This is a genomic window from Paenibacillus lutimineralis, assembly GCF_003991425.1.
Lineage (GTDB): Bacteria > Bacillota > Bacilli > Paenibacillales > Paenibacillaceae > Fontibacillus > Fontibacillus lutimineralis.
This window is the reverse complement of the sequence record NZ_CP034346.1, coordinates 2730443-2755032: the sequence shown is the minus strand read 5'-3', so window position 1 is coordinate 2755032 and position 24590 is coordinate 2730443. Positions and strand designations below refer to the sequence as shown.

Sequence of the window (24590 nt, the reverse complement as noted above, 5' to 3'; positions counted from 1 at the left end):
GTTAGTGTTTATTATAAGTACGTTGATCGGTTCTGTAAAGAGAGAACTGATAAAGATTTCTTATAATAACGAAACTTAAAGAATTAAAAGTAAAAAAATAGCCTCTCTCTCGATATCTACGAGAAAAAGGCTGTCTATTATTTTTCAATATAATCGAGTAATTTACTCTGAATTTCGTTAAGCGCTTTGCGGCGCAAGCTATATTCTGTCACGGTCTCGCCCTGAAAATGAACATAAATCAGCCCGGCGCTACGTAGTTTGGCAATATGATCATGGGTAATCCCTTTGGATAGATTCATTTCACGTACAATTTCGATGAAACTGCGAGGTCCATGATGCAAATAACGAAGTATCCTTAAGCGACTCTTCTCCGATAACGCACGGATCGTACGAAAATCATGCATTGGCATAAAATCCTCTTCTCCGATATCCGTCCTAGACGAATAGTGGCAGAACAGCACATCTCCGTACTGGATGATTACATTCATCGGTTGGAAATGGTACTGCGGGACGAGAAGCAGCTTGTCCACTCCGGAGACAGGCTCAAACACCAAGCCATTCGTCGTGTCATCAATAAATGCTTCCTGCTTCATATGTCCCATAGCTGTCCGTCTCTCTTCTAGATGGACGAGCAGCGCATCGTGAATTGCCGGATCAGATAGTTCAAAGTATTGCCGGTTCCATTCGCTGAATACCGTGATCATCCTCTGCTGGAACTCCCCCATGTTCGCCGGAAACTGATTGCCATATGGCGCAAACAATTCATAGAGCTCCCCGACAGACATGTTCTGCAGCCAAGCAATCACCTCTTTGATCTCATTCATTCCCTTTGAGAGCAAAATGACTAGATAAGAGAACTTCCAGTCTCCATTCACCTCTAACTCATCAAGCATCACGGATAAATCGGGAGTAAGCTGTTGTTTAATTTTTTGAGCCCAGTTCGGTGTCAGATCAATTTTTTTGTGCGATTTGCGGCATATATAGCTATGTAGGCTGCTGATGAATTCGAATTTGCGACTATATTGTATGTCTAAATGGTATGACACCTTTTCACACTCCCTTAGAGGTTGTTCAAAAAGTCCCCCTTTGATCACGGAATAACACTGAAGGCATATTCGACATCGAATCTTGAATTCAGCCGGGCTTCCGATGCTCACGTACTCAAACGTACGCTCCGCTTCTCAGTCCCTAGCTTCATCCAACCTTCTCGGTGCTGAAAGTTTGACTTTTTGAACTTACATTCATAGTTAGATCTTATATTCTGATAGAATCCTATTTATTAGATGTAATCGTTTTCGGTAAACGAAGGACACGATGAAATGATCACCGTGCCCTTCATTTATCTATGGTCTAAGCGCCTGCTTCTTCCAATGGAATAAATTCCTGCTTCAGCAATTTGACGCGTGAAATTCTCTTGTTGTCAGTTTCCTCTACGATGTATATACAACCATCATATTCCACAGTTTGACCGACCTGAGGCGGCAATATTTCAATTCTTGAATAGAGCCATCCACCAATCGTATCATAATCGTCAGAGTCCAGTTCTAATCCGAAGCGATCATTTACGGAATCGATCAGCATCAGACCGTCAATGGAGAACACATCCTCCTCGATTTGTTCAATACCTGGTCGTTCCTCATCAAATTCATCCTGGATTTCCCCAATGATCTCCTCAATGATGTCTTCCAGTGTGACAAGACCGGAGGTTCCACCGTATTCATCAATCAGAATCGCAATCTGACATTTGCCGCGCTGCATCTGCTTCATCAAATTGCTAATTGGCATCGACTCAGGAACAGCCATAATCGGACGAATCAAATGATGATAATCATCTGTATTAGAGCGTATCAAATCTTTAATATGAATGAAACCAATAATATGGTCTTTATCTTGATTACATACAGGATAACGAGTGCGAGTACCCTCCAGAGCAATCTGTAAATTCTCATCCATCGAATTTTGGGTGTAGAGACAGATCATCTCGGTACGTGGAATCATAATCTCTCTTGCCGTTGTATCGGCAAATTCAAAAATATTGTCAACCAGCGACATCTCCGTGCTATCAATCAGTCCACTCTCGCTGCTCTCCTTCATCATCACACGGATCTCTTCCTCCGTATGCAATGATTCCATTCCGGAGACTGGCGTAATACCGAATAGTCTCAACAGACCCGCGGACATCGAGTTAAGCAACCACACGGCCGGATACATAATTTTATAAAATATCTTCATCGGCGGAACAGACAATAAAGTTACTGTTTCGGCCTTGCGCACCGCGATTGTCTTCGGAGCAAGCTCCCCGAGCACAATATGAAATATAGCGATAAGCACAAAAGCCAGCGTTAATGAAGCCGCATGAACCGAGCTCTCGCCCATTCCTGCCCATACGAATATAGGCATTAGAATCCGGGCCACAACCGGTTCACCAAGGAACCCAAGCCCCAGCGAGCATAATGTAATTCCGAGCTGGCAGGCAGATAAATAGCCTTCCAGATGATTTAACAAGTGCTTGGCAGTTATAGCACTCTTGCGTCCTTCTTCGACCAAAGCGTCAATCCGGCCGCTCCTGATTTTGACGATCGCAAACTCGGCCGACACGAAAAAACCGTTAAGCAAGACCAATAACAACATTAGTCCTAATGAAAAAAGACTCGGTAAAGGGTCAGTCAAGACGTATCCTATTCCCGCTTATTACGGAGAATAGGTGCACCTCCTTCGCGGTATAAAATAATATTGTTGTTTATTACGGTTATATATCGTCAACTCCCCAATGAACTCATCTCCCCTTATAAGAGGTAGTTCAAAAAGTCCGCTTTTGATCACGAAGTGAATCATGAAGTAATTCGGCATCGAATCTTGAATTCACCCGGGTCTTCCGGTGCTCACGTACAAACTACGTACGCTCCGCTCCTCAGACCCTGGCTTCATCCAACCTTCTCGATGCTGAAAACCGAACTTTTGGAACACTCATTTTAAGTACGTTACATCTATAATTATATTATTATACACTACACAGTCAAACCATAGTGTATGACTGGAGTACAAGCGTTTTTTATGAAAAATATCCATTCTATTCTCAAGATTCCACAATGTGCAGAACCACAGGAAAAAGGAGCTGTCTCGAAAGTCGATTTATCGACTTTGAGATGCCCCTGATCACTCGGACATTATTGACCGTTAGCGTTGATGCTTTGGCATTCTGCCCTTGTAACGGACGATTATGTCCATTACAAGAGGGAAATGTCGCGAAAACCCACATTTTTTGCTTCTAATGGTCAAAAGTGTCCGTTAGAAGAACGTAGTTGTTTTTTCTTGCTCTAACGGTCATCTTTGACCGCTTGATAAGTACGTTCACGCTGGTTTTCTAGACAGCTCCTTGTATATTTCGCTTACTGCCTCTAGCAGCAGCCTCTTGTTGGAGGTACACTGCCTGATGCATATGGATATGAATATTTCAGCGGCTCATCAAAGGTAGCGTAGTCGAAATTAACCATCAGGAGCATCGTTCTTACCCCTGTTTTCGGATCACTAATAATAATATGATCTCGACCGGCTGCTTCCAGCACGCCCTTGAAGATTTTTGCGTTCCATTCCGAGTTGTTCTCATAGGTCATATAGAATGTGCCGATCTTTCCCAGATTAAGACGCAAGATATTTTCGATATAGGATTGCTCGAAGGCTGGCGTCTGGGTAGGTACGACGGTTCCCGTCGAAGTCATCGGACTGCCTACTGGAACCTGCGGCGGCATTGTAGAAGTCTGGGTAGTTCCTGTAGACATCGACGAATAGCTACGAGGAACTGCATATCCGGCATTATAACCGGCTGGGCGATAAGGTTGTGTGAACATGAATCAATTTCCTCCTTAAAATGAAATTACAGCAAAGCACTAATATACACTTGGACAATCTTCGCCGGAAGGAGCAAAGAAGCAGTGGGCTTTGAATCTTCCGGTATTTTGCTGGTTATACCAGGTAGCCGGGCAATCTCCGGCCGGTCTGAAGAACCATAATGCGTTGCTGGCTGGCCAAGTCCTCTCGCCGTTAATCGCCCTCTGGGCCAGACGAATATCACGATCGCGTGCTCTTTGATAGAAGTAGCCTTTTTGCGTTGCTTCGAAGCCGCCAGGAGACTGAAACACCATATCGTCCATACTGCGGATATTCTTGAAATCAAGGCAATTTCCAAGAATCCGATTCACGCCTACGTTACCTACCATGAGCATTCCGAGCTCGCCTTCGCCTTCAGCCTCAGCGCGAATTAATCTTGCCAACAGACTGACATCTGAGGAGTTCGTTTTTATAACTGCCATGTACCGTTCCCCTCTCCTCACTTCTTAACGCTATATCGTATGTGCAGTAGCCTATATTGGTGCAACAATAACGAAGAATAATATGATGGCGAAGACATGGATCAGCCAAAAACCGCATCAGTTCTGTATGCGATTTCAATTTTGAATATTTAGTGTCTATTTCTATGGACGCGCTTACATGAATAGCATATACTGTAAATGAATATGGATAAAATACAGCACTTCATATGCGTACTCACCCAGAGCTCCTTCCATAACACCTTTTAGGAGGTTCTCACATGAAAATCGCGATCATTGGCGGTGGACTTGCCGGCTTAACTGCCGCCGCTTACTTATCCAACAGTCCAGACACCGAAGGTACGGTGTTCGAACGCAGCCCGCAAATCGGCGGACGAGCGTTCACTTATGAGAAATTGGGTTTTACATTGAATTTTGGGGCACATGCGGTTTATGGAATCGACAGACACACGCTGCATAATATGGAGAACGAGCTGGGTCTTCAGTTCCAGAGCAAACAGGTCGATAAGCGCAAAGTAGTGTATGCCAAGCATGAAGCCCTTACGCCGGCTCCACTCGACTTTGTTAATATTATGAAGACTGATGTACTCAGCAAGAGGGAGAAGGTCAGATTCATTACTGAAGTTGCTGCCGTAATCGGGCATCTCCATCAATTGAAGAACCACCGCACATTGGGAGAGTATCTGGATCATACGAATGCATCCCAGGACGTCAAGGAACTATGGGAGCATCTGGTCTGCTCCAACTTCTTCATCAGTCCAGAGGATGCCCGCCAAGTATCCGGTGAAGTCATCGCTGATTATTATCACAACTTATTCCTCTCCGGCAGGCCGGTAAGCTACATTCTCGGCAGTTGGTCCACTATCACCAATCAGCTTCGCAGTAAAGTTGAAGCGAATGAGAAGTGGGATATCGCTCTCAAAGAGCCTGTTGAATCCATTCGGATAGAGAATGGCAAGTACATTCTGAACACCAAGAGCCGTGAAGCACTTGAGTTCGACCGAGTCGTCATGGCGATGCCGGTTCAACAAGTTGCCAAACTGCTCGAGACAACGTCCTGGAATCAAGCATTCGAGCCGTACAAGAACAATACGGCAAATGAGGTACTCGTATATGATATAGGCCTCTCCAAAGTGGTATCGCGACCGTTCCATTATATTAGTGATATGGACAACAAGCTGTTCATCAGTGATGTGTCGGCCACCGACCATACCGTGGCTCCATCCGGTGGGCAGTTACTGCAAGGCATCGCTTATCTAAATGATGACTCCTTAAGCGATGACGAGAAGAAGCAGTACCTGGATAACAAGGTTCAACAGATGGAAAGGCTGTTTGATACGTATTATCCGGGCTGGCGTGAAGTCACCGAAGTCAAACGGATGTCGAAGAAAGCCATGGTATCGAGCGTCAAGAATATCGTTACGAATCGATTGCTACCGCTTCAGCTTCCGGATGTTCCTTTCTTCTTCTGCGGCGACGGATGCGAGGGCAAGGGTGAACTGGCAGAACGTGCCTTCTCCAGCGGCAGGACGGTAGCCAAGCTGCTCTTATCCCGAACTGAATCTTTAGCGCACTAATCAACTCACATCTATTTTATAAATGTATGCAAAAAGAGCTGTCCGCCCTGGACAGCTCTTAGTTTTCTTGTACTATGGAGCTTTTAATACTCATGCAGTCCGCGATAAGTTCGACTAAGACGTTCAAATCCATAGTAACGACTGCCTTGGAACGTCAGCTTCCCTTCATCTCCGTCTGAGCATTGACCATATTCCTGCCCGCTTACTACAAATTCAAGGCGGTCCCCGCTCTCAACCTCAAAAGTAACGAAGTACTTCGTATCCGAGCGATTCACGGACGTCTCAGTGTCATGCCTGTGCGATACCTCGGTCCGCTTGCCTACGATCACTGAAGTTACACATAGTACAGGCTGTCGGTTATTAGCAAAATAACGTCTAATTCCACTCGCCGAAGTCAGGAGAATCACCCCAAAGATGACGACGAGAAAGATCGGAAAAGCGGTATTCATTACCCCTAGCATTTCAGCCCATGATTCCATTCTTCTCCCTCCTAAGATCCAACTCGAGCGGTGCGTTTGCGAGCCATTTGATGCCCTGTCTTTTCTTATGTATATGCCGTCTTATTTAAAACTTGATATTCGCAAATGTAGGAAAATATGAGATCTTGTCCTAAAATAACAGTAAAAGCCCCCGATCCCTTATTGGAATCGAAGGCTATTCTATCGTTCGGCTTATTGAGTTATGCATAGTACATTTGCAGTAATTGACGTGTTTCTTCGGCACCGTCATGTTCTGCTTCCAACATTCCTTTCTGAGCCCAGCAATCTTGGCAAGCTTCTTCAGTAGTACACAGATGAGCGTCTTCACAAGTATAACAGAATTGCAGATATTTGCGGGTAGTTTGCTCTTGGTTCATTGTTTTCATGATTACTCACTCCTAAGTTTAATTTTCGTTAGATTCTCTCTTGTTATTTCTTTTTCTCTTTACAAGTTAAATATATCACAAAGTTTTGCACACACATGTGATTATTTTCACAATATTAGATATATCACAAATTTTTTTATTAAATTTCTTTTCTACTCTGATAACCTCTTTCATATAAAAAAAGCCAGCACGTACTATAGCACGCGCCAGCTTCTCCCCCCATCCGTCGTCTGCATGAGCAGAGAGCGTTTTCCGTCACTCTTAGCCACAAGCAGCCAGCCGAACTTCGCCGTGTAAAATTGTAATTTTACCACTTGATTGTATGCTAAATTCGTCATCACATCATGCAGCTTCCCGTTGACCGGCAATGCTGTCCATGTCTTCCCTTGGTCCGTTGTGTGGTATACCGCACCGTTACGGATATTCCAGCCTTCCAAGCTATTGATGAAGAATGGGGCAGCTCCCTTGTTCGTCTCCGTGATCCAATCGATATCAAATGGAGCGTAGGCCCAGGTCTTCCCGCCATCATTTGTAAAATATCCATTATACTTCACAGCATCATCCCGCGAGCATCCAACCGGAATCCAGCCGATATCTGAATTATTGAAGAAAGTAGGTGTACCCGTCAGAAAGCTGGAACAATTCTTATATTTACTCATATCGAAGAATTGATCGCTCTTATTCCAGGATACTCCCCCGTTCCTCGTCACATAGAACTCTGGATGTCCGAACTCGATCGCACTAATATATCCCAACTTCTCGTTGGAGAATGTCATGGATACAGAGTTGCTCTGAATTGGTGTTGCATTCGTTGCCTCGGGTCCTGTCGGGAATAATGGAGAACTCATCACCTTTATCCAACTTGCCCCGCCATTATTTGTTAAATACAGCGTTTTCGTCGTATCGTTCTTTTGACTGTTATCAATCGATAAGATCCAGCCCCGATCCTCATTAATAAAGAATACGGAAGCAACCTCATTCGCTTTAGGCAAAGAGGTCATCTTCCAGGTAGCTCCTCCATCGATCGTCCGAAGTACAATGGCCTCGCCGGACTCGCTAAAATTACGAATAATCCAGCCGTGGGTCGGACTCACAAAATAAATATCTTTCCCATACTGAGGGTTGCTGGAGAATAGCACCGAGGTCGCTGGAGATATGTTGGTCCAAGTCTCGCCGCTGTCATTCGTCATATAGAGACGAAGTTCACTGCGGGTCGTTCCCCAGGCAAGGCCCGTGGAATCCCCCAGCAGCTGAAAATCCGTCAACCTAGTCTGGATCTCATATTTTTGTGTCTCATTAGCAGGACTATTCGCAGCTGTTTTACTTCCCACGGAATCCGGGTTAATAACAGTCAAGGTTTGTCCTTCTTCAGAAGTCTCACCCGCTTGATCCTTAGGATCAACTGCAGGTGATTTTGAAGAACAGGCAGTCAGCAGCATACCCGCTACTGTCATAATCACGATTAACGTATACCACCTTCTCAAGAACTAAAACCTCGCTTTCAAATACTCGTCCATTCCTATCATTCTACTATATGATGTCTCTCTATGACTCTTCCATTCCTCACAAAAGCTATATTTAAGAGCTGTCACGGCTTTACAATCTATTATCTTTGGCAAAGTTCACCGAGAAATGTTGGTCAGGCTTGTAGACGGCAAAGGTATAACCTTTACTCTTCAAATAGGAGATCACATCCGGCAAAATCTTGACGGTCTGAGATCGTTCATGCATAAGAATTACTTCTCTATCGCGATGAACCTGCTTCTTCACCTGCTGCAGAATTTTCTCAGGATGCTTCGAATAACTCCAGTCCATGGAGTCAACCGTCCAGTCCCACATCTTGAAGCCAGCATCAACGATATCATCACGGAATTTCTTATCAATCATTGGCGCACTCCCGTATGGAGCACGGATCAGCCATGGCGGCGTTCCAATAATATCCTCCATCATTCCTTGTTCCTTCTGGAACTCCTTAATGAATGGACTACTACCATGATCATACAATTTCTTCTTATCATGAGACATACTATGCATACCAATATAATTGCCTGCCTCATGTGCCTTCTTTACTGCCTTCTCGTTGCCTGACAAATTACCGCCAACCATGAAGAAAGTAGCATGAATCCCGTTATCATTAAGTATTTTGACAATCTGTGATGTAAACTTGCCGGGACCATCGTCAAACGTTAGATAGACCACTTTCTCAGCGTTATTTTGATCATCCTTCTGGACCGGCTTCTTCGAGGCATCGTTGTTCTTATCCACTGGAGCCTGGTTCTTATCTTTATCTACCTGAGAGTCGTCCTTACCGGAATCCTTAGGGTCTTGGGCCTCTTGATCTTGTTCCGCTTGTTCATCGTTGTCATTAGAATTCGTGTTAGAGGAAGGTTTGTCAGAATTTCCATCCTTATTTGATGAATCATCAGAAGGGTTATTTCCCTCTTGAACAGCTTCAGGTCCTGAGGAAGTGGAATTGTCCTTCTGACTTTCCAATTGAGGAGATACGACCGTAGCCGATGAACCTGTCTTATCATTCATTAAACTCTTCGATGCAACTACAGATAAAATGATTGCAGCCGACGTCAAAATTATCGCGATAGTAACAATGGGCTTAATTCGACGTTTTCTCTTGTTTCTCGATTTTCTTGATCTCATGATGACTGGATCTTCCGTTTTTCTAAAATTAGACATTCATATCACCGCTGTTCCTATCTTAATTTATATTTATATTAATAGAATAATATATTTAGACTACGCCGTCCTTACAGAATGGTTACAATCTATTACGGCTAAGTAAATATCTGACTCACTAGTGAGTAGCCCTGCATAAAATGAGTCGTATTATGAAATAAATAAACCATCACAAGGATAACGAACCCATGTCGACATTATTTCTTTCGACAACATATATTAAAATTTTGTAGTTTAAATCATAACTTTTTGCTTCAAATTCAATCCATTTCATGTACAATGAATGAAGTACGATTTACCGGGTACATACATATATGTACTACTTTTCGAGCCAATAAGGAGTGAAGCGAATGGAACCTAAAGTTTCTTCAAGTAAAGTCGTTATTATCGGTACCGGTGCCGTTGGAGCAACCACAGCCTACACTTTATTGCTTCGGGAACGAGTATCAGAGCTAGTTCTGATCGACGCAAACAAAGAAAGAGCGTTAGGTGAAGCTCTTGATATGAACCACGGTCTGCCATTTACAGGCGGTATGAAAATCTGGGCGGGCGATTACAGTGATTGCGCTGGCGCCGACATTATCGTTATCGCGGCCGGAGCGTCTCAGCAACCCGGTGAGACAAGAATCGATCTGCTGAAGCGCAATGCCCGTATTTTTGACAGCATCATCCAGAACATTGTGAAGTACAATACCCATGGTATCATCCTTGTCGCAACGAACCCAGTGGATATTTTATCCTATGTATCCTTGAAGAAGAGTGGCTTCCCTTCCAACCGGGTCATTGGCTCTGGTACTCTGCTTGACAGCGCACGCTTCCGCTACCTGATCGGTGAGGCGAAGGAGATTAATCCGCGCAGTATCCATGCTCATATTATCGGGGAGCACGGAGATTCCGAATTGCCGTTATGGAGCCTGGCTAACGTGGCCGGTATCGATGTGGAATTCACGGATGAAGAGCGCGAGCGTATCTTCGAGAGCACCAAGAATGCTGCTTATGAGATCATTAATGCAAAAGGTGCAACCTTCTATGCAATTGCCCTGGCACTCGACCGTATCATCGTCTCCATTCTGAAGAATGAAGCTTCCGTCTTGAACGTCTCTACCCTGTTGAACGACTACAATGGAGTATCGGATGTATATCTTGGAGTACCTTGTATTGTAGACAGTACAGGCGTACGTGAAGTGCTCAATCTTGAGCTTAACGATGAAGAACTTGAGAAATTTCAGGCTTCAGCTAACAAGCTCAAGGCCGCTATTGCCGAACTCGAACTGTAAAATAAGAAAAGCAGCCAACATGCGGGTTAACCTGCGAATTGGCTGCTTTTTTAAATAAAATCTCATATTTAATTTTTGGTTGCTTCGACGGATCGAAGATACATCTTCTGCGATTCACCATAGCTCTGGACCCAGATGCGGTAATCCTCTTCCGCTCTGGCCCGATCCTGCTCTGAGATATAACCGTCCAGGGCCATCTGCTTGCCTTTGAAATCGGCGACCTCAGCCCAGATCAGTGCTTTGTGGATGAATTCCGGCTCCTGATGTTGAGTGATATCAAGCTGAGACAGAGATACGATATCGGTCAGTTCACCGGTCTTCTCCATCAGCTCTGCCAAATGGTCGGTTATTTCATTATCCATTTCGGCATCTGAGCGCCACCTCAGAAAAGCATCGTAGAAGCTTTGCATCGACGGTGGAATGGGTGGACTCCATTCTATTCTATGATGGTTATAATCAAGTATGAGCAATTTTCCTCCGCTCCTAACCCTTTTGACCATCTGTTCAATTGCCGTGTAGGGGCTGCTCAACCATTGCAATACCCTGGCAGAAGTCACGATATCGAATTGCTGTTCAAGTTTAAGATCATAGATGTCGCCGATTTCAAAGGTGATCCCCGGAATTCCCTGCGTCTCTTCCCTCGCTTTGGCAATCCAGTCTGGATTGTTATCGATTCCGATGACCCTACCTTCCGGGCCCGTAATCTCTGCAATTCCTCGCGTAATTGCTCCGGTCCCACAACCTACATCCAGTACATACATTCCAGGTCTGATCAGCTCGGCCAATCGCCTGTGTGAATCCGCTAGCGTTCGCGAGTCAATCACACCGGAATGATTCAGTACCGCTCTTCTCTTCGCCGATTCATCACTCATGCATTCACCCCACTCTTTAGTAAATCACAATATTTCCTTCACGACGCTTCTCACGGTCCTGACGACTGATGAGACGGTTCATTGCTTCCAGATAAGCCTTTGCACTCGCCTCGATGATATCCGTGCTCACACCGCGGCCGCTAGCGGATGCCTCTCCTTGCCTGAGCACCACATGAACCTCACCCTGCGCATCCGTCCCATGTGTCACCGAATGAATCGTGTAGTCTTCCAGTTCAGCAATGATGCCAGTAGCCTTAGCAATCGCTTGATATACAGCATCCACCGAGCCGTTGCCCACCGCGGCCTCTTCCACCATATCCCCGTTCTCTTTCATAATACGAACTGCTGCAGTAGGCATCGTCTTGTTCCCATAAGACACTTGAATATTGTCCAGCGTAAGCGGCTTAGGTCCTTCTGCCATATTCTCGTCCAGCAAGGCCCGGATATCTTCGGACAGAATATTCTTCTTACGATCAGCCAATACCTTGAACTTGGAAAAAGCAATATTAAGCTGCTCCTCGTTAAGCTCATAGCCCAGATCAATTAATTTCTCCTTGAACGCATGGCGGCCTGAATGTTTGCCGAGCACGAGCTTGCTTGAGCTTGCGCCAATCGTCTCCGGCGTAATGATCTCATAAGTGCTACGATTCTTCAGCATACCGTCCTGATGGATGCCTGACTCATGAGCAAATGCGTTCACACCTACAATCGCCTTGTTGCCAGGCACACTCATCCCAGTCAATTTGCTAACCATACGGCTGGTACGGTAGATCTCGCTCAAGTTCAGGGATGTTTTTGCTCCGTAATAATCACTTCTGGTTTCCAGTGCCAGGGCGACTTCCTCCAGGCATGTATTACCCGCTCTCTCGCCAATACCGTTAATGGTACCCTCGAACTGATCAACACCATTCGCGATCGCTGCCAGTGTGTTGGCCGTTGCCATCCCCAGATCATCATGGCAGTGCGTGCTTAGCTGAATCTTCTCAATACCCGGTACACTGGATTTGATCATCTTGAACATATTGCCGAATTGCTCAGGAGTAGCGAAGCCCACTGTATCCGGCAGATTAACAACGCAGGCTCCGGCATCAATTGCCATCTTGGTCACTTCGCACAGGAAGTCGATCTCCGTCCGGCTGGCATCCTCTGCGGAGAATTCAACCTTGCTAAAGAACTTCCGGCCATAGCGAATGGCTGATGCAGCTGTCTCCAGAATTTTCGCCTTATCCATATGAAGCTTGTGCTCCCGGTGGATTGGCGATGTGGCCAACACGAGATGAAGGCAAGGATCCTCGGCATCACGCAGTGCTTCTACAACTGCATCAATATCCTTCACGTGACAACGGGCCAGACTCAGCAGCGTTGCATTCTTGACTTGTCTCGATACCGCACGAATGCTCTCGATCTCTCCCGGCGAGGCTGCCGCGAATCCTGCTTCAATCCGGTCGATCCCCAGCTTCTGAAGCTGAATCGCAATCTCTACCTTTTCCTCCGTCGTCAGGCTCACTCCCGGCGATTGTTCCCCGTCACGCAGTGTCGTATCAAACACATAAATTTTTCTCATCTTTCATTCCATCCCTTCAAAATGATATTTAAAAAACCTCTCACGCCTCTGCTACAGGTCTAATAACCTGTGCAGGGGCGAAAGAGGTTCACTTCCGCGGTACCACCCTTGTTTTGCCGTCTACTTCGGAGCAAGTTCCAGGGGTCCCCTGAAACAGCCCAATTTGTAATTACGGCCTCAACTGAATCATAACCACTTTATGGTCAGATCCAACATGCAATAACGGGCAAAACCCGGCATCTCTTAATGACTTACTTCTGCTGAGTGCAGCAGCGTTCAGAGATGCAGCTCCTAGGCGAGTTGATACGCTGATTAAGGCGGCGATTTCAGCATGTTCGCCGTTCTCTGGACATAATCCGTCGTATCTGGTCCTTATCTTAGCCATTCCATATTCGATTAGAGGTTGTTTAAACACATACTTAGGCATTCTTACACCAGAACAATCAAAAATAAATCAAAAAACCCCTCTCATCCCGCGCATAAAATGCGCCATGGGACGAAAGGGGTTAACTTCCGTGGTACCACCCAGCTTCACTGTACATCTAAAAACGTACAGCCTCAGGCAGAGCGAAAATCTTCGCGATCTGCGCACGTTAACGGGTGCAAACCGGCTCTCCCTAACGCTGAACAGCGATTCAGGACAACAGCTCAGAGGTGAGTCGGTACTCGGGATTAAGACGGTGATTTCAGCAGATACACCGCTCTCTGGACATAAGCGCCCGCATGACCTGATCCTCTTCATAGCCAATCTTTTCAAAATCTTGATCATATTATATTCACAAATCTAAATTTTAGTCAATAGTTATTTTTTTTGATAAAAGAAGTCCACATCATATCAAGAATTTTATTTGACGGAAGAGCCTGTATCTTCAATGATCAAATCCACGTCAAATTTCACATCCGATCTGCTAAATACGCTATCCCAATCCTGTTCAACCTTCCGCCATACTTTGGGATGCTGAATACGAAGATGATTCCTGAACCCTCCGACATCGACCTGGTGTACATCTTGCATTGTATGGAGCGTATCCGTCATCATATTCATCAGTTCCTGCTTGAAATAACCTTCCGCTTCTTTTATGAATTCTTCCTTATCGGCTGGCTCCTTCGTATCCCAGTTCTCAATAAGTCTTCCTTTCGACCGGATACTTACTTGGAAAGAAATATCTTTTCCGCTGGTCTTGGCTTTAACCTTGGACTTGGCGGAGATGATTTCGTAGGTCAGCACATTCCCTTGCTTGTCATAGGTTTTAATCACCCCGCCTTTGACCGACCCTCGAATCCAGGATAGCGCAAGAACCTCCCGAATGGATAAGGAACCGATCCATTTTCTGTTCTTCCCCTTAATGACGGATGCCCCGGCAACAGCTACCTCATCGCTAGAGCTGGAGAGATTTTGCAGGATGAAGCTCTGCCCGGAATTAATAATTCCGTCCAGCTTGGTCAGACTTTTAGGAGGCAGTACATTGTTGGCTTTGCTCCCATTCTCGGCCAGGCCCGCAAGCTCCAAGGACGGAACTTCACCAGAGTTGTTACTAACGAGCACCTCGCTCGCTTTGCTATTACTTATAAATACAAGGCAGCTCGGTCTAATATCGTTATCTCTAAGTACGAACTTCAACAGCTTGTCAATTTCTATACGCTTCGCAAGCTCTTCTGATATGACAATCACTTTGACATGATGGCCCATCATCGGCTTGGATCTCCGTGTTGCCATCTTGCGGAGCATTTGGAACATGGAATCTCCGGTTTCCTGAATGTTCGAATACAGCTCATTACTTGATTTATCCGATTTTCCAGAACTTTGTCTCATTTCAAAAGGGATGATTTGAAATGTAAGTGTAACCCGATTCTTCTTCGGGTATGAATTCCCATTTTCAGCCAGTTGCTTCTCCTCATTTGATGGATTAGCCACGTCCATTCCAATCCCCACAAGCACTGTCTGATCCTCGATTTCTTTGATTCCCCAGCAGCCAGTGAGGTTCAACAGCACCAGGAGCAAGAAAATAACCAGTACATACCGCTTCATTCGACTCATATCACCTCACACCGCCCTTTTTGAAGATAACTGCATATAGCAGCATTATAGGAGGTAGAATCATGAACAATGAAACCCCGATTTCTCCAAACACACCACTGAAACTTAAGAGCTCATTCACGTCTCGGGGAACCGAAGCGATTATAAATATAAGAGGCATCGAGAAGTATAGGATCGGCTTATTATTGATTCTAAAAGTCTGTGCAAACCCGATAGAAGATGTGTATTGCAAAATAGAGAAGGTTGTTAGAATTTGCATGATCCAGATCACAAGCAGGAAAAAATCGAATCTCTCAAAGAAGAGCCCCTTAATCTCGAAGCTACGCAATAAATCCACGGTCGGCCAGGTACTGCTGATAGCCCCATGCACACTCATTCCACCGATCACCATAATAAACGCGATCAGATTCAGAAATAAAGGGACCGTAATCCCCATAACAACCGCCTTCCCAGCCTTCTCAGGTTGCTGCATTTCTGGTGTAAGGATGAACATGAGCTCATGTCCTAGGAAGACGAGCACGGTTGAACCCACGCCCTTCAGCACTGGGAAAACTCCGTCACCAAGCACAGGGAGCAAATTGTCTATTTCAAAAATTTTACTGCTCAGTAGCAAAGAAATAACAAATACCACAATCGTAATGGGTAAAATAATCTCGAATAATCGAGCTATCGCCCCAAGCCCCCCCAGGACTATATATAATCCAACCCAAATAAAAGCCATCAAGATCGTCCATCTGGGAACCTGCTCAAGCAGGTAGAGTGTCGTCACTTCAAACATCACTCTTAATTCAAATGCCGCTATGAAAATATAAAAAAGAGCAAGTCCAACATTGAACACGCTCCCCAGCCACTTCCCCATCAGATCAGTAGAAAATTGAAAGATTGTCTTCCCGGGGAATCGTCGGCATAATTTAACAATGCACAATCCGGCCAGCATAACCAAAAAACCACCTATAATCAATGAAAGCCAGCCATCAGAATTTTTCATACTATCAGCAAGTACCCTAGGTAACGTGAGAATCCCAGAGCCAAGCATGCAATTGCTGATGATAACTGCCGTTTGGAATGTCGTGATTTTCTTATCTTCGGTTAACATAGTACACTCCTCCATCACGCCCTCATTTATTTCTGCGGGTGGAATCCCTCGTCTTCATCAGAATAGGGCGCCGGTTCATCAGCTTGAATGGCATGCGGAAAATGAAGTCCTTCCAATCATTCCATCGGAAAGGAGACAATGGACTAATATATGCTACGCCGAAGCTCTTCAGCTTCGCCAGATGGCTGCAGACCAGTATAAAGAACATCACAGTTCCAAATAGACCGAGGAAAGCAGCGAAGAACATCGCAAGAAACCGCAGCATCCGTAGTGTAATTCCCGTACTATAGGACGGTATAGCGAATGATGAAATAGCAGTTACCGCTACAACAATAACGAGGAAAGGACTAATAATTCCTGCATTTACTGCAGCATCACCGATAATCAGACCTCCAACGATACCCATTGCTGGACCGATAGGTTTGGGCAGACGAATACCAGCTTCTCTAAGTATTTCAATCGAGACTTCCATAATAAGCGCTTCGATAATCGAAGGGAATGGAACGCTTAGTCTGGACTCTATAATCGTAACCACTAATTCGGTAGGAATTAGACCTTGATTAAATGAAATGAACGAGATGTATATAGCAGGAGTAAATACAGCCAAGAAGGCGGTAAAGAACCGCAGCAACCGCAACAGCGAAGCCGGTATCCATCGCTCATAATAATCTTCCGGAGACTGGAGCAGCATACTGAAGGTAACAGGGACAATAAGCACAAATGGGGTCCCGTCAAGTAATATGGCCACTCGACCTTCCATTAAAGCACCGATGACCCGGTCCGGACGTTCGGTACTCTGGACTTGTTGGAACGGGCTCAAGCTATTGTCCTCGATCAATTGCTCCACATAACCTGACTCCGGCAAATAATCCATGTCGATCGCCTCTATGCGGCGAATGACCTCATCGACTAGTTCAGAGTTGGCGATATCTCTCATATAAGCGACGATCAGATTCTTTTGAGCACGCTCCCCAACCTTGAACTTGATCATCTGCAAGCTCTCGTTCTTCCCATGACGCCTTAATAAAGCTGTATTATCGCTTAAGGTTTCGGTGAATCCCGCGCGCGGGCCTCTTAATAGCCCTTCCGATACCGGCTCTTCAATCCCTCTGCTATTCCCAGCTGAGCCACTAATCATCAATATTTCTTCTAACCCTTCAACTAGTAGAGCAACGACGCCCGTCAATATATCCTCCACGACCTGATCCAGCTGACCGGTATCACTGACTTGACTGACCGGAAGAATCTGATTCACCAAATTCTCTTTCGTGATAGGGATTTCCTGAGAGGTTGAGGTACCCCCTCCCCCTTTGTTCATCAACGACTCCAGAACCTGCGTATCCATCAGATTCTTATCATAAAGTCCATCTACATAAAGAACAGCAGCTCTATTCGCCCTCCCAATTGTGAACTCCCTGATATGTATATCGCAATGATTGACGGCTTGTTGCTTAAGCACCGAGAGATCATGATCATAGTTCCCCGTTACCGGCTGTTCGCCGGCAAACTCTTCATCGTCACTGTTACTCACGGCTCCCGCCGTACTAGCCTCCTTGCTCTTTGCATAGCTTCGATTGCTCAATCTAGATTTCACCCAATTAGACAGAAAATAGAAGACCACAGGCAGAACTAATAACATGATCGCTTGAAAAACAACGTCCCAGCCCGGAAAATGAGATACTATGAATTTCCACATATTCATCATCCTAACGGCTCCAAAGCCATGAGATTACCAAAATCCGACGTAATATTCGCAACATGTAGTCTTTCCAGAACTGTCCAAATCATGCAAAAGGAGCTTGTGACCATAAGAAAAAGCGCTTATCTGGCGGGTAAAAAAATAACCGCAGCAGATAAGCGCTTGTTGCTTGTTGTATTACTATCGAAATCTCAAGTATTAGAGGATCTTTCTCATTGATAAAGCTTAAAAAGGAGGCAAATCGTCGTCCTCTACCTTCTTATCCATGATCCGCTGAGCGACAACCTCAAATGAATCTGGCTGCAACAGCTCAACCGGAGAGAATGCCTTATCAAAAGAAATAGATTCACCTTCAAGAATAACCGCATAGCGGCCATTCAACTTGGCAATATGAACCTCGTTGCCGAAGTCAGCCAGTTCCCCCTTGACGACCGTATCGCCGATTCTGAATTTTAGCTCAATCTCCGGCTTAATCTCTACGATACGCTAATGCTTGTAATTCTTGACGGTCTGGCCTTACTTGCCCTCCACTTGAATAACGAAGAATGATAAGTAATTAACCGTAAATTTCATGAAATAATAACCCCTTTACGCATCTGAAAAAACCGTAGCAGACAATAGCTCATTATATCACGAAATATGTCGAGAAGGTCTTGTGCCATAAAATGAAAATACCCTGGAACGGATCCAGTCGGTGATCCATCGTTCCAGAGTATTGATTAGATGGGATGCAAAATTTAATCCCGCCGAAGCAGCTATATCTATTAATGTCCGCTTGGCGCATCATCCACATGCTTAACATGATGCTGATTCATGAATACGAACAAGACAGCAATGAGTACAAATGCAGATCCCACGATAAATGGCACATGCGAATTGAAGTTCTCACCTAATTTTCCCGCCAAATACGGAGCAATCGCGCCGCCGATAAAACGCAGGAAGCTATAAGCAGCCGAAGCTGTAGAGCGCTCAACCGGAGCTGCATTCATTACAGCAGCTGTAATCAGTGTGTTATTGTTCCCCAACAACGCACCAGCAACAACTACAGAGGTAATGATAGCTAGCTTGGAATCTGTCCATATCCCCATTGCAAGCAGACAGAGAGAGAACAAGAACAGCATCGCACTCATCGATTTAACGGTACCGAATTTTTCCTTCAAAATGGGGGCCACGAACACGGATGTGATCGCCAGCAGAATTCCCCAGCCTAGAAAGATATAGCCGAGGCCATGCTCATCAACGCCCATCTCACCTAACACTAGAGGCGCATAAGCCATAAGTGTGAAGAATCCAAAATTGTAGAAGCAGGCAGTCAATCCGAGGACAAGCAAAGAACGATGCTTTAAAGCACGGAAGGGTGCTGAAATTGAGGTTTTAGATGGTGTTCCAGACTTTCCAGCTTCAGAAGTGGAAGCCTTAGACCGAGGCATAAGTATGCTAAGGCCGATAAACGCTACAACCATTAGCGAAGCTACGCCGAAGAAAGGTCCTTTCCAACTGATCGCTCCCAGCCATCCGCCCAGCAGTGGGCCGACGGAAATCCCCAATCCGACCGCAGCTTCATACAAAATGACCGCTTGCGTCGTACCGCTGCCGGAGAGAGTAACAATCGCTGACAATGCGGTAGCTACGAACAGCGCGTTACCGAGGCCCCAGCCTCCACGCATACCGATAATCACCCATATATTATCGAAGTAGCCACCTAAAAATGAGAATATCGCAATAATAACGATGCCGAGCAACAACGTTCTTTTAATTCCTAGTCTTGAAGAAATAACACCGGTAATCAGCATGGCAATCGCCATTACCGCGTTATAGCTAGTGAATAGCAAGGATACCTCACTGCTGCTGGCATGTAAATTTCTTGCAATCGCAGGCAGTATCGGATCGACCAGACCCAGACCCATGAAGGCAACGATACTGGCGAAGAATACGGCCCATACCGCTCTCGGCTGCTTAAGCAAACTCGTTGCTGTCTGTTCCGGCTCCAATAGACTTGATTCGGCAGATAGTGCCGCTGGTTTTGAAGACATGTATCATTTCCCTCCTACTGTTTCCCATAAAATATAATTGCATCATACAACTACATCATTGTATTATACAACTACTTGGAGTGTTGTCAATACAATTTCGATCAACTTGCTTTGAATTTATATTGCACTGCTCAATGTGTTAGTATTAATTGGTGGACATACTACAGCTTGTATAATTATTTGAGGTGAGTCGAAGTGAACAATCATAATCTCGATAAAATTGAGCTTGAACTTGCAATCTTATATCGCAGAATTACTAACCGTAAGCACGAGGTGCTTGACCGTTCAGCCTATATCTTAATTCATCAAATTATGGCGCATGGCAAAGCCGGGGTAAAGACTTTGGCAGATGAGTTTCATCTCGATATATCGACCGTCAGCAGACAGGTATCTTCGTTAGAGGAGAAAGGCTATGTATTGCGTACTCCTGATCCGTCTGATGGTAGAGCTTATTTTCTGGAGGTCACCGAACTAGGGCAGCAGAAATTTCAAGAGGCAAGAACTGCGCGGCAGGAACGGATCGGTAATCTACTGAAGGATTGGAGCAATGAAGAAGCAGAGCAATTCGGCGCTCTCTTGCAAAAGCTCAACCGAACCTTTAATTGAAAGAGCCTTTTTCTTCTACTGGATTTGCAACTGCACCTTTTTTACGATTGGTGTTAGAGCTAAAATTATATAAAATTTGCATTATTGCTCGAAGGAACAAGGTTCGTTTTTGGTTCTTTCTATTATGAATTTTTCATATGATGTAATTTTATAATAAATGAGATTTGTTGATATTTTCGAGCAGTATTCGTGTACAATAGTAAGTAGGCTCTAAAGAGCTATAACGGCTGATTCTAATCACCATCACCATACTTTTAGCAAAGGAGATGCGCTCATGAACTATAGCGACTATCCTGCTGAGATTATCGAGCGGGCGATGACACCCCGAGGCGAAATCCAGCTTCAACGTAGGGGAAATGATTACGAAATCATCAGCAATGGCACATTTCTCATGGCAACCTACAACGGGGAATCAGAACGCCTGCTTGTGCGCAGTGCTTTACAATATGTCTCACAGCCTCATCATGTATTGATTGGCGGACTTGGCGTTGGATTCTCCCTACAGGAGGCCCTGCTTGACCCTCGTGCAGAACAAGTTACCGTCGTAGAAATCGAGCAGAAGATTATTGCGTGGAATGAGATGGAACTGGCAGATGTGTCTGATCGGGCATTGGAGCACCCCAAGACCAGAATCATTCACACAGATCTCATCGAGTGGATTGAAGCGACAGATGAGCAATTCGATCTAATCTGTCTGGACATTGACAACGGCCCGGATTGGAAAGTGTTCGAGCAGAATCATTCTCTTTACCACGAGAACAGCTTCTGTAAACTGCATAAGCTGCTTCAGCCCGGTGGTTGCATTACTTTCTGGAGCGCCACCGCTTCGCCCGAATTTGCGGAGCGAATGAAGCAATATTTTGGCAACGTCGAGGTGCTTACGGTTGAGCAGTCCCGTGGGGAACCGGATTACATATTTCTCTCACGCAAGCTGGAGGTGTAATTACAAATGAATGTACAAAAAGTGGTCGATCGCAAAAAGTTGGACGAACGGGTAGTTCACATGCCTTGGTTCGTACAGCAATTCATTGATTATAAGCTGCCAGATCTCTCCCCCTCCACCCTGCTGGAGTATATAAGAGATTACGAACAATTTTTTGGCTGGCTTCGTGCCGAAGGATTATCTGTAGCTGAACATAACGCCGGGGTCACTCTGCTGGAGCTAGAAACCTTGCGAATGGAGAGTGTCGTTGGATATCGTCTGCATTTAACGACCCGAACAGAGGGTACGAACTCAAAGATCACAGTCTCGCGCAAAATGTCCTCCCTCCGCTCTCTATTTCATTATCTAAGTCAAATCGCCGAGGATGAGGACTTCTACCCGTTGCTGAAGCGTAATATTATGGCCAAGGTGGAGATAAAACGAATCCATAAACCGAAGGATACCGCGGCCAAGCTGAAGGGGAAAATTCTTGAAGAAGATGAGCTCATCGAATTCATTAGCTACATTGCCGAAGGATATGGACATGACATCGAGAATAATAAACAGGCGCTCTATGCCCACGAGCATAATAAAGAACGGGATGCCTGTATTGCCAGCCTCATTCTAAATTCCGGACTTCGGGTGTCCGAGGTCGTTAATCTGAATGTGAATGATCTTGATCTGAACAATAAATTGCTCTACGTATACCGCAAAGGGAATAATGACGAGACCTTCAAGACCCCGGTCTATTTCCGTGAACAGTCTAAAGACGACCTCGTCCATTATTTGACGTTGCGAGAGACAAGATATCGGACCCCGAAACGGGAAAAAGCCCTCTTCGTCGCTCTGCCCAACGGTCAGACCGAAGGCAAGCGAATGACGAAGAGAGCCATTCAAGCGATGATTATCAAGTATGCCAAACGCTTTGGCAAGCCTTATCTGACTGTACATAAGCTTCGCCATTCGTTTGCTACCGATTACTATTTGCAAAATGACATATATAAGACAAAGGAGCAGCTTGGCCATGCCTCGACCGAGACGACCGAGGTATATGCCCACTTGACCGACAAGACGATGTCCGAGGCGATTGAGCGGCGAGCAGAGTAGTTCACCGTCTATTTAGCAAAGGGCGGTTAGCCCCGCTTCGCTTAGGATCCAGGCAGCTATTTTCTCAATCTCATCTGCTGCAAAATGAACGACAGGCGCGGCGGTGAAATCTCCTTCTAACAAGGCTTGTCCAGCCCCTGCCGATTGCGACGGATTGTGCTCCGCCCTTTCGGTCAGGGGGACTCCATTCGCCGCTTTTCCATTCTCTACCGTCTCTGTTTCCCTCACTACACAGGCCTTCACCTGATTCAGCTCCTGCAGCAGTATCCGATCCTCGCCGCTGCGAAGCATCACAATCTTCGGAAATACTTCTTGCTTGTGACCCTCCACTAAGATCAGATCATAACCGCCGAAGCGCTCAATTAATTCCTTTAATGGCGTCTCCTGTTCTTCTATCAACGCCGTCTGGTAAGGAGAAGTGATCGCGATTGCCACTGCACCATGTTGGCGATAAGCGTACGTATCCGTCCCACTATGATCCATCTCAAAGCCATGAGCATCATGCTTAATCACCGCTACTCGCAAATTCATACTGCTGAACAAGGACAGCACTCTACCGATCAGCGTCGTCTTTCCGCTGTCCTTATAACCGACGATTTGGATGACGAACGGCTTACTCATGGTTCACCATCCCCCGCCAGGCAGCTTCAGCACCTTAACCCGCTGTCCAGCCTGAACCCCGGTTGTCGTTGGTGGTATAACGATCAGCACATCGCTGTCCTTGATCGTGACCATTACGGACGACTCATCAAGTAAGGCTGGATAAGCGATAACCTTCCCGGAGGAAAGATCCAACCTTCCTCTTACGAACCGAGTGAAGTTGTTAATTTTCATATAATCGCTACCCAGCTCAGCGCAGATCTCTGCCAGAAATGGCTTCTCTCGGCCAAGCATCCCGCCAAGCAGCGGGCGTACAAATAGCTCGAAGCCGACGAAGCAAGCACCAGGATTACCGGAAAGCGCGAATAGCAGCTTCCCGTTCTTAACTGCCGCTGTTGTCACACTGCCCGGACGCATCGTCACTTTGTTGAACAGCATTTCTACATCCGGCCCCTTGACCAGATCAGCCATAATGTCATAATCGCCGACGGACACTCCACCGGTCGTTATCACAATATCATAGTCGGTCAAAGCCTGCTCGATGATCCGCCGGGCCTTGTCCAATTGATCGGGAATCGCTTCAAGCAGATGAGGTTCCCCTCCCGCTTCAATGATCTGACTCGCCAGCATATAGGTATTGCTATTGCGGATCTTGCCATCCTGCAGCGGCTCATCCACCTCTAGTAGCTCAGAGCCGGTAGAGAGAACAGCGACCCGTGGACGCTTCATCACAGGAACCGAGGCCAGGCCGAAGGTAGCCAGTACCGAGATCTCGCCAGCCGACAGCTTGCGTCCCTTTTCTAGAAGCCTATCCTCTGCGGAAATTTCAAAGCCGACCGGAGTAATATTTAGACCTGACGAAATCGGCCGTTTTAGCTTAATATAAGTTCGTCCATCCTGAATCTCTTGCTCCGTCATCTCTAGCATAACAACCGCATCAGCTTCATCGGGCACCTTTGCACCAGTCATAATCCGCGCCGCTGTGCCAGGAACAATAGGAACGGAAGGCAGACTGCCGCAAGGGATGTTATCCACTACTTGTAGCAGAACTGGCTCTTCAGCATGGCAATACTCTGTGTCGCTGCTCTTGACCGCATAGCCGTCCATGCCCGAACGGCGGAAGAACGGATATGGATGTGGTGCAACTACATCCTCAGCCAGAATCCTTCCCATCGATTCAGCAAGCTTCACTTGCTCTGTTCCGCTCGGAACGATGAATGGCATGACACGGGCTTGGGCCGCTTCGACGGATACGGCCTGGCGACGGAATTTATCTTCGTTTGTTTCTGCTGTGTTATTCATGTCTCTTTTCCCC

At 45.9% G+C, this 24590-nt stretch carries 24 protein-coding genes; 6 read left to right on the top strand and 18 right to left on the bottom strand.

Features of this window, described 5'->3' with window-relative positions; translation table 11 throughout:
• Positions 1–137: 137 nt before the first annotated feature.
• The 4 genes from EI981_RS11725 to EI981_RS11710 all read right to left on the bottom strand — a co-directional run bounded on the left by EI981_RS11725 (position 138) and on the right by EI981_RS11710 (position 4310).
• A complete protein-coding gene (locus EI981_RS11725) occupies positions 138–1046 on the bottom strand; it encodes an ArsR/SmtB family transcription factor (protein WP_126998316.1) in 909 nt (302 codons plus the stop codon).
• A 304-nt stretch (positions 1047–1350) separates the two neighbouring features.
• Positions 1351–2631, bottom strand: coding sequence for a hemolysin family protein (locus EI981_RS11720; protein WP_193556453.1), 1281 nt, complete (start codon positions 2629–2631; stop codon positions 1351–1353).
• A 767-nt stretch (positions 2632–3398) separates the two neighbouring features.
• Positions 3399–3848 (bottom strand): spore coat protein GerQ, encoded by a 450-nt coding sequence (gerQ, locus tag EI981_RS11715; protein WP_126998312.1) that lies wholly within the window; start codon positions 3846–3848, stop codon positions 3399–3401.
• 39 nt (positions 3849–3887) lie between these two features.
• A complete protein-coding gene (locus EI981_RS11710; RefSeq protein ID WP_126998310.1) occupies positions 3888–4310 on the bottom strand; it encodes a cell wall hydrolase in 423 nt (140 codons plus the stop codon).
• Between the two features lie 278 nt (positions 4311–4588).
• On the opposite strand from EI981_RS11710, the gene EI981_RS11705 reads away from it, so the two are divergent.
• Positions 4589–5905 carry an FAD-dependent oxidoreductase gene (locus tag EI981_RS11705; protein ID WP_126998308.1) on the top strand — a complete coding sequence of 439 codons (1317 nt, stop codon included), beginning with the start codon at positions 4589–4591 and terminating at the stop codon, positions 5903–5905.
• Positions 5906–5988: 83 nt separating this feature from the next.
• On the opposite strand, the gene EI981_RS11700 is transcribed toward EI981_RS11705, so the two are convergent.
• From EI981_RS11700 to EI981_RS11685, 4 genes are all read right to left on the bottom strand, one after another.
• The gene (locus EI981_RS11700) at positions 5989–6384 is read right to left on the bottom strand and encodes a DUF2500 domain-containing protein (protein ID WP_126998306.1); all 396 of its coding nucleotides are present in this window, start codon (positions 6382–6384) and stop codon (positions 5989–5991) included.
• A gap of 200 nt (positions 6385–6584) precedes the next feature.
• Positions 6585–6770, bottom strand: coding sequence for a hypothetical protein (locus EI981_RS11695; protein ID WP_126998304.1), 186 nt, complete (start codon positions 6768–6770; stop codon positions 6585–6587).
• 194 nt (positions 6771–6964) lie between these two features.
• Positions 6965–8254 (bottom strand): WD40/YVTN/BNR-like repeat-containing protein, encoded by a 1290-nt coding sequence (locus EI981_RS11690; RefSeq protein WP_227011805.1) that lies wholly within the window; start codon positions 8252–8254, stop codon positions 6965–6967.
• Positions 8255–8366: 112 nt separating this feature from the next.
• Positions 8367–9308 carry a polysaccharide deacetylase family protein gene (locus EI981_RS11685; protein ID WP_127004589.1) on the bottom strand — a complete coding sequence of 314 codons (942 nt, stop codon included), beginning with the start codon at positions 9306–9308 and terminating at the stop codon, positions 8367–8369.
• 503 nt (positions 9309–9811) lie between these two features.
• Between EI981_RS11685 and EI981_RS11680 the strand changes: the two genes are divergently transcribed.
• Positions 9812–10738, top strand: a complete 927-nt coding sequence (locus EI981_RS11680) for an L-lactate dehydrogenase (RefSeq protein WP_126998300.1) — start codon at positions 9812–9814, stop codon at positions 10736–10738.
• A 68-nt stretch (positions 10739–10806) separates the two neighbouring features.
• Here EI981_RS11680 and EI981_RS11675 read toward each other — a convergent pair whose 3' ends face one another.
• The 3 genes from EI981_RS11675 to EI981_RS28990 all read right to left on the bottom strand — a co-directional run bounded on the left by EI981_RS11675 (position 10807) and on the right by EI981_RS28990 (position 13601).
• Positions 10807–11610: a class I SAM-dependent methyltransferase gene (locus EI981_RS11675; protein ID WP_126998298.1), complete on the bottom strand. Its 804-nt coding sequence runs from the start codon at positions 11608–11610 to the stop codon at positions 10807–10809.
• 16 nt (positions 11611–11626) lie between these two features.
• The gene (locus EI981_RS11670) at positions 11627–13174 is read right to left on the bottom strand and encodes a 2-isopropylmalate synthase (protein WP_126998296.1); all 1548 of its coding nucleotides are present in this window, start codon (positions 13172–13174) and stop codon (positions 11627–11629) included.
• A 169-nt stretch (positions 13175–13343) separates the two neighbouring features.
• On the bottom strand, positions 13344–13601 hold the full coding sequence (locus tag EI981_RS28990) for a hypothetical protein (protein WP_227011804.1): 258 nt from the start codon (positions 13599–13601) through the stop codon (positions 13344–13346).
• Between the two features lie 88 nt (positions 13602–13689).
• Here EI981_RS28990 and EI981_RS11665 point away from each other — a divergent pair, with 88 nt between their 5' ends.
• Entirely contained in the window at positions 13690–13962 is a 273-nt protein-coding gene (locus EI981_RS11665) for a hypothetical protein (protein WP_126998294.1), read from the top strand.
• A gap of 56 nt (positions 13963–14018) precedes the next feature.
• Here the strand turns inward: EI981_RS11665 and EI981_RS11660 are convergent, their stop codons facing one another.
• The 5 genes from EI981_RS11660 to EI981_RS11640 form a co-directional block, all read right to left on the bottom strand.
• On the bottom strand, positions 14019–15203 hold the full coding sequence (locus EI981_RS11660) for a Ger(x)C family spore germination protein (RefSeq protein WP_162616145.1): 1185 nt from the start codon (positions 15201–15203) through the stop codon (positions 14019–14021).
• 10 nt (positions 15204–15213) lie between these two features.
• Positions 15214–16308, bottom strand: a complete 1095-nt coding sequence (locus tag EI981_RS11655) for a GerAB/ArcD/ProY family transporter (protein WP_227011803.1) — start codon at positions 16306–16308, stop codon at positions 15214–15216.
• Positions 16309–16330: 22 nt separating this feature from the next.
• Positions 16331–18004 (bottom strand): spore germination protein, encoded by a 1674-nt coding sequence (locus tag EI981_RS11650; protein ID WP_126998288.1) that lies wholly within the window; start codon positions 18002–18004, stop codon positions 16331–16333.
• Between the two features lie 228 nt (positions 18005–18232).
• On the bottom strand, positions 18233–18451 hold the full coding sequence (locus EI981_RS11645; protein ID WP_237172664.1) for a DUF3898 domain-containing protein: 219 nt from the start codon (positions 18449–18451) through the stop codon (positions 18233–18235).
• Positions 18452–18771: 320 nt separating this feature from the next.
• Positions 18772–20040 carry an MFS transporter gene (locus EI981_RS11640; protein WP_126998284.1) on the bottom strand — a complete coding sequence of 423 codons (1269 nt, stop codon included), beginning with the start codon at positions 20038–20040 and terminating at the stop codon, positions 18772–18774.
• A 195-nt stretch (positions 20041–20235) separates the two neighbouring features.
• On the opposite strand from EI981_RS11640, the gene EI981_RS11635 reads away from it, so the two are divergent.
• The 3 genes from EI981_RS11635 to xerS all read left to right on the top strand — a co-directional run bounded on the left by EI981_RS11635 (position 20236) and on the right by xerS (position 22675).
• On the top strand, positions 20236–20646 hold the full coding sequence (locus EI981_RS11635) for a MarR family winged helix-turn-helix transcriptional regulator (protein WP_126998282.1): 411 nt from the start codon (positions 20236–20238) through the stop codon (positions 20644–20646).
• Positions 20647–20920: 274 nt separating this feature from the next.
• On the top strand, positions 20921–21589 hold the full coding sequence (locus EI981_RS11630; protein WP_126998280.1) for a spermine/spermidine synthase domain-containing protein: 669 nt from the start codon (positions 20921–20923) through the stop codon (positions 21587–21589).
• Between the two features lie 6 nt (positions 21590–21595).
• Entirely contained in the window at positions 21596–22675 is a 1080-nt protein-coding gene (gene xerS, locus EI981_RS11625; RefSeq protein ID WP_126998278.1) for a tyrosine recombinase XerS, read from the top strand.
• A gap of 12 nt (positions 22676–22687) precedes the next feature.
• Here the strand turns inward: xerS and mobB are convergent, their stop codons facing one another.
• Positions 22688–23296 carry a molybdopterin-guanine dinucleotide biosynthesis protein B gene (mobB, locus tag EI981_RS11620; protein WP_126998276.1) on the bottom strand — a complete coding sequence of 203 codons (609 nt, stop codon included), beginning with the start codon at positions 23294–23296 and terminating at the stop codon, positions 22688–22690.
• Between the two features lie 3 nt (positions 23297–23299).
• Positions 23300–24577: a molybdopterin molybdotransferase MoeA gene (locus tag EI981_RS11615; RefSeq protein ID WP_126998274.1), complete on the bottom strand. Its 1278-nt coding sequence runs from the start codon at positions 24575–24577 to the stop codon at positions 23300–23302.
• Between the last annotated feature and the right edge of the window lie 13 nt (positions 24578–24590).

What these genes read in the sequence shown, in the direction of transcription:
- EI981_RS11720 (WP_193556453.1), bottom strand. Translation starts at nt 2,631, where the DNA reads ATGTTGTTATTGGTCTTGCTTAACGGTTTTTTCGTGTCGGCCGAGTTT.
- gerQ (WP_126998312.1), bottom strand. Translation starts at nt 3,848, where the DNA reads ATGTTCACACAACCTTATCGCCCAGCCGGTTATAATGCCGGATATGCA.
- EI981_RS11710 (WP_126998310.1), bottom strand. Translation starts at nt 4,310, where the DNA reads ATGGCAGTTATAAAAACGAACTCCTCAGATGTCAGTCTGTTGGCAAGA.
- EI981_RS11705 (WP_126998308.1), top strand. Translation starts at nt 4,589, where the DNA reads ATGAAAATCGCGATCATTGGCGGTGGACTTGCCGGCTTAACTGCCGCC.
- EI981_RS11700 (WP_126998306.1), bottom strand. Translation starts at nt 6,384, where the DNA reads ATGGAATCATGGGCTGAAATGCTAGGGGTAATGAATACCGCTTTTCCG.
- EI981_RS11695 (WP_126998304.1), bottom strand. Translation starts at nt 6,770, where the DNA reads ATGAAAACAATGAACCAAGAGCAAACTACCCGCAAATATCTGCAATTC.
- EI981_RS11685 (WP_127004589.1), bottom strand. Translation starts at nt 9,308, where the DNA reads ATGAATGATAAGACAGGTTCATCGGCTACGGTCGTATCTCCTCAATTG.
- EI981_RS11680 (WP_126998300.1), top strand. Translation starts at nt 9,812, where the DNA reads ATGGAACCTAAAGTTTCTTCAAGTAAAGTCGTTATTATCGGTACCGGT.
- EI981_RS11675 (WP_126998298.1), bottom strand. Translation starts at nt 11,610, where the DNA reads ATGAGTGATGAATCGGCGAAGAGAAGAGCGGTACTGAATCATTCCGGT.
- EI981_RS11670 (WP_126998296.1), bottom strand. Translation starts at nt 13,174, where the DNA reads ATGAGAAAAATTTATGTGTTTGATACGACACTGCGTGACGGGGAACAA.
- EI981_RS28990 (WP_227011804.1), bottom strand. Translation starts at nt 13,601, where the DNA reads ATGCCTAAGTATGTGTTTAAACAACCTCTAATCGAATATGGAATGGCT.
- EI981_RS11660 (WP_162616145.1), bottom strand. Translation starts at nt 15,203, where the DNA reads ATGAAGCGGTATGTACTGGTTATTTTCTTGCTCCTGGTGCTGTTGAAC.
- EI981_RS11655 (WP_227011803.1), bottom strand. Translation starts at nt 16,308, where the DNA reads ATGTTAACCGAAGATAAGAAAATCACGACATTCCAAACGGCAGTTATC.
- EI981_RS11650 (WP_126998288.1), bottom strand. Translation starts at nt 18,004, where the DNA reads ATGTGGAAATTCATAGTATCTCATTTTCCGGGCTGGGACGTTGTTTTT.
- EI981_RS11640 (WP_126998284.1), bottom strand. Translation starts at nt 20,040, where the DNA reads ATGTCTTCAAAACCAGCGGCACTATCTGCCGAATCAAGTCTATTGGAG.
- EI981_RS11630 (WP_126998280.1), top strand. Translation starts at nt 20,921, where the DNA reads ATGAACTATAGCGACTATCCTGCTGAGATTATCGAGCGGGCGATGACA.
- xerS (WP_126998278.1), top strand. Translation starts at nt 21,596, where the DNA reads ATGAATGTACAAAAAGTGGTCGATCGCAAAAAGTTGGACGAACGGGTA.
- mobB (WP_126998276.1), bottom strand. Translation starts at nt 23,296, where the DNA reads ATGAGTAAGCCGTTCGTCATCCAAATCGTCGGTTATAAGGACAGCGGA.
- EI981_RS11615 (WP_126998274.1), bottom strand. Translation starts at nt 24,577, where the DNA reads ATGAATAACACAGCAGAAACAAACGAAGATAAATTCCGTCGCCAGGCC.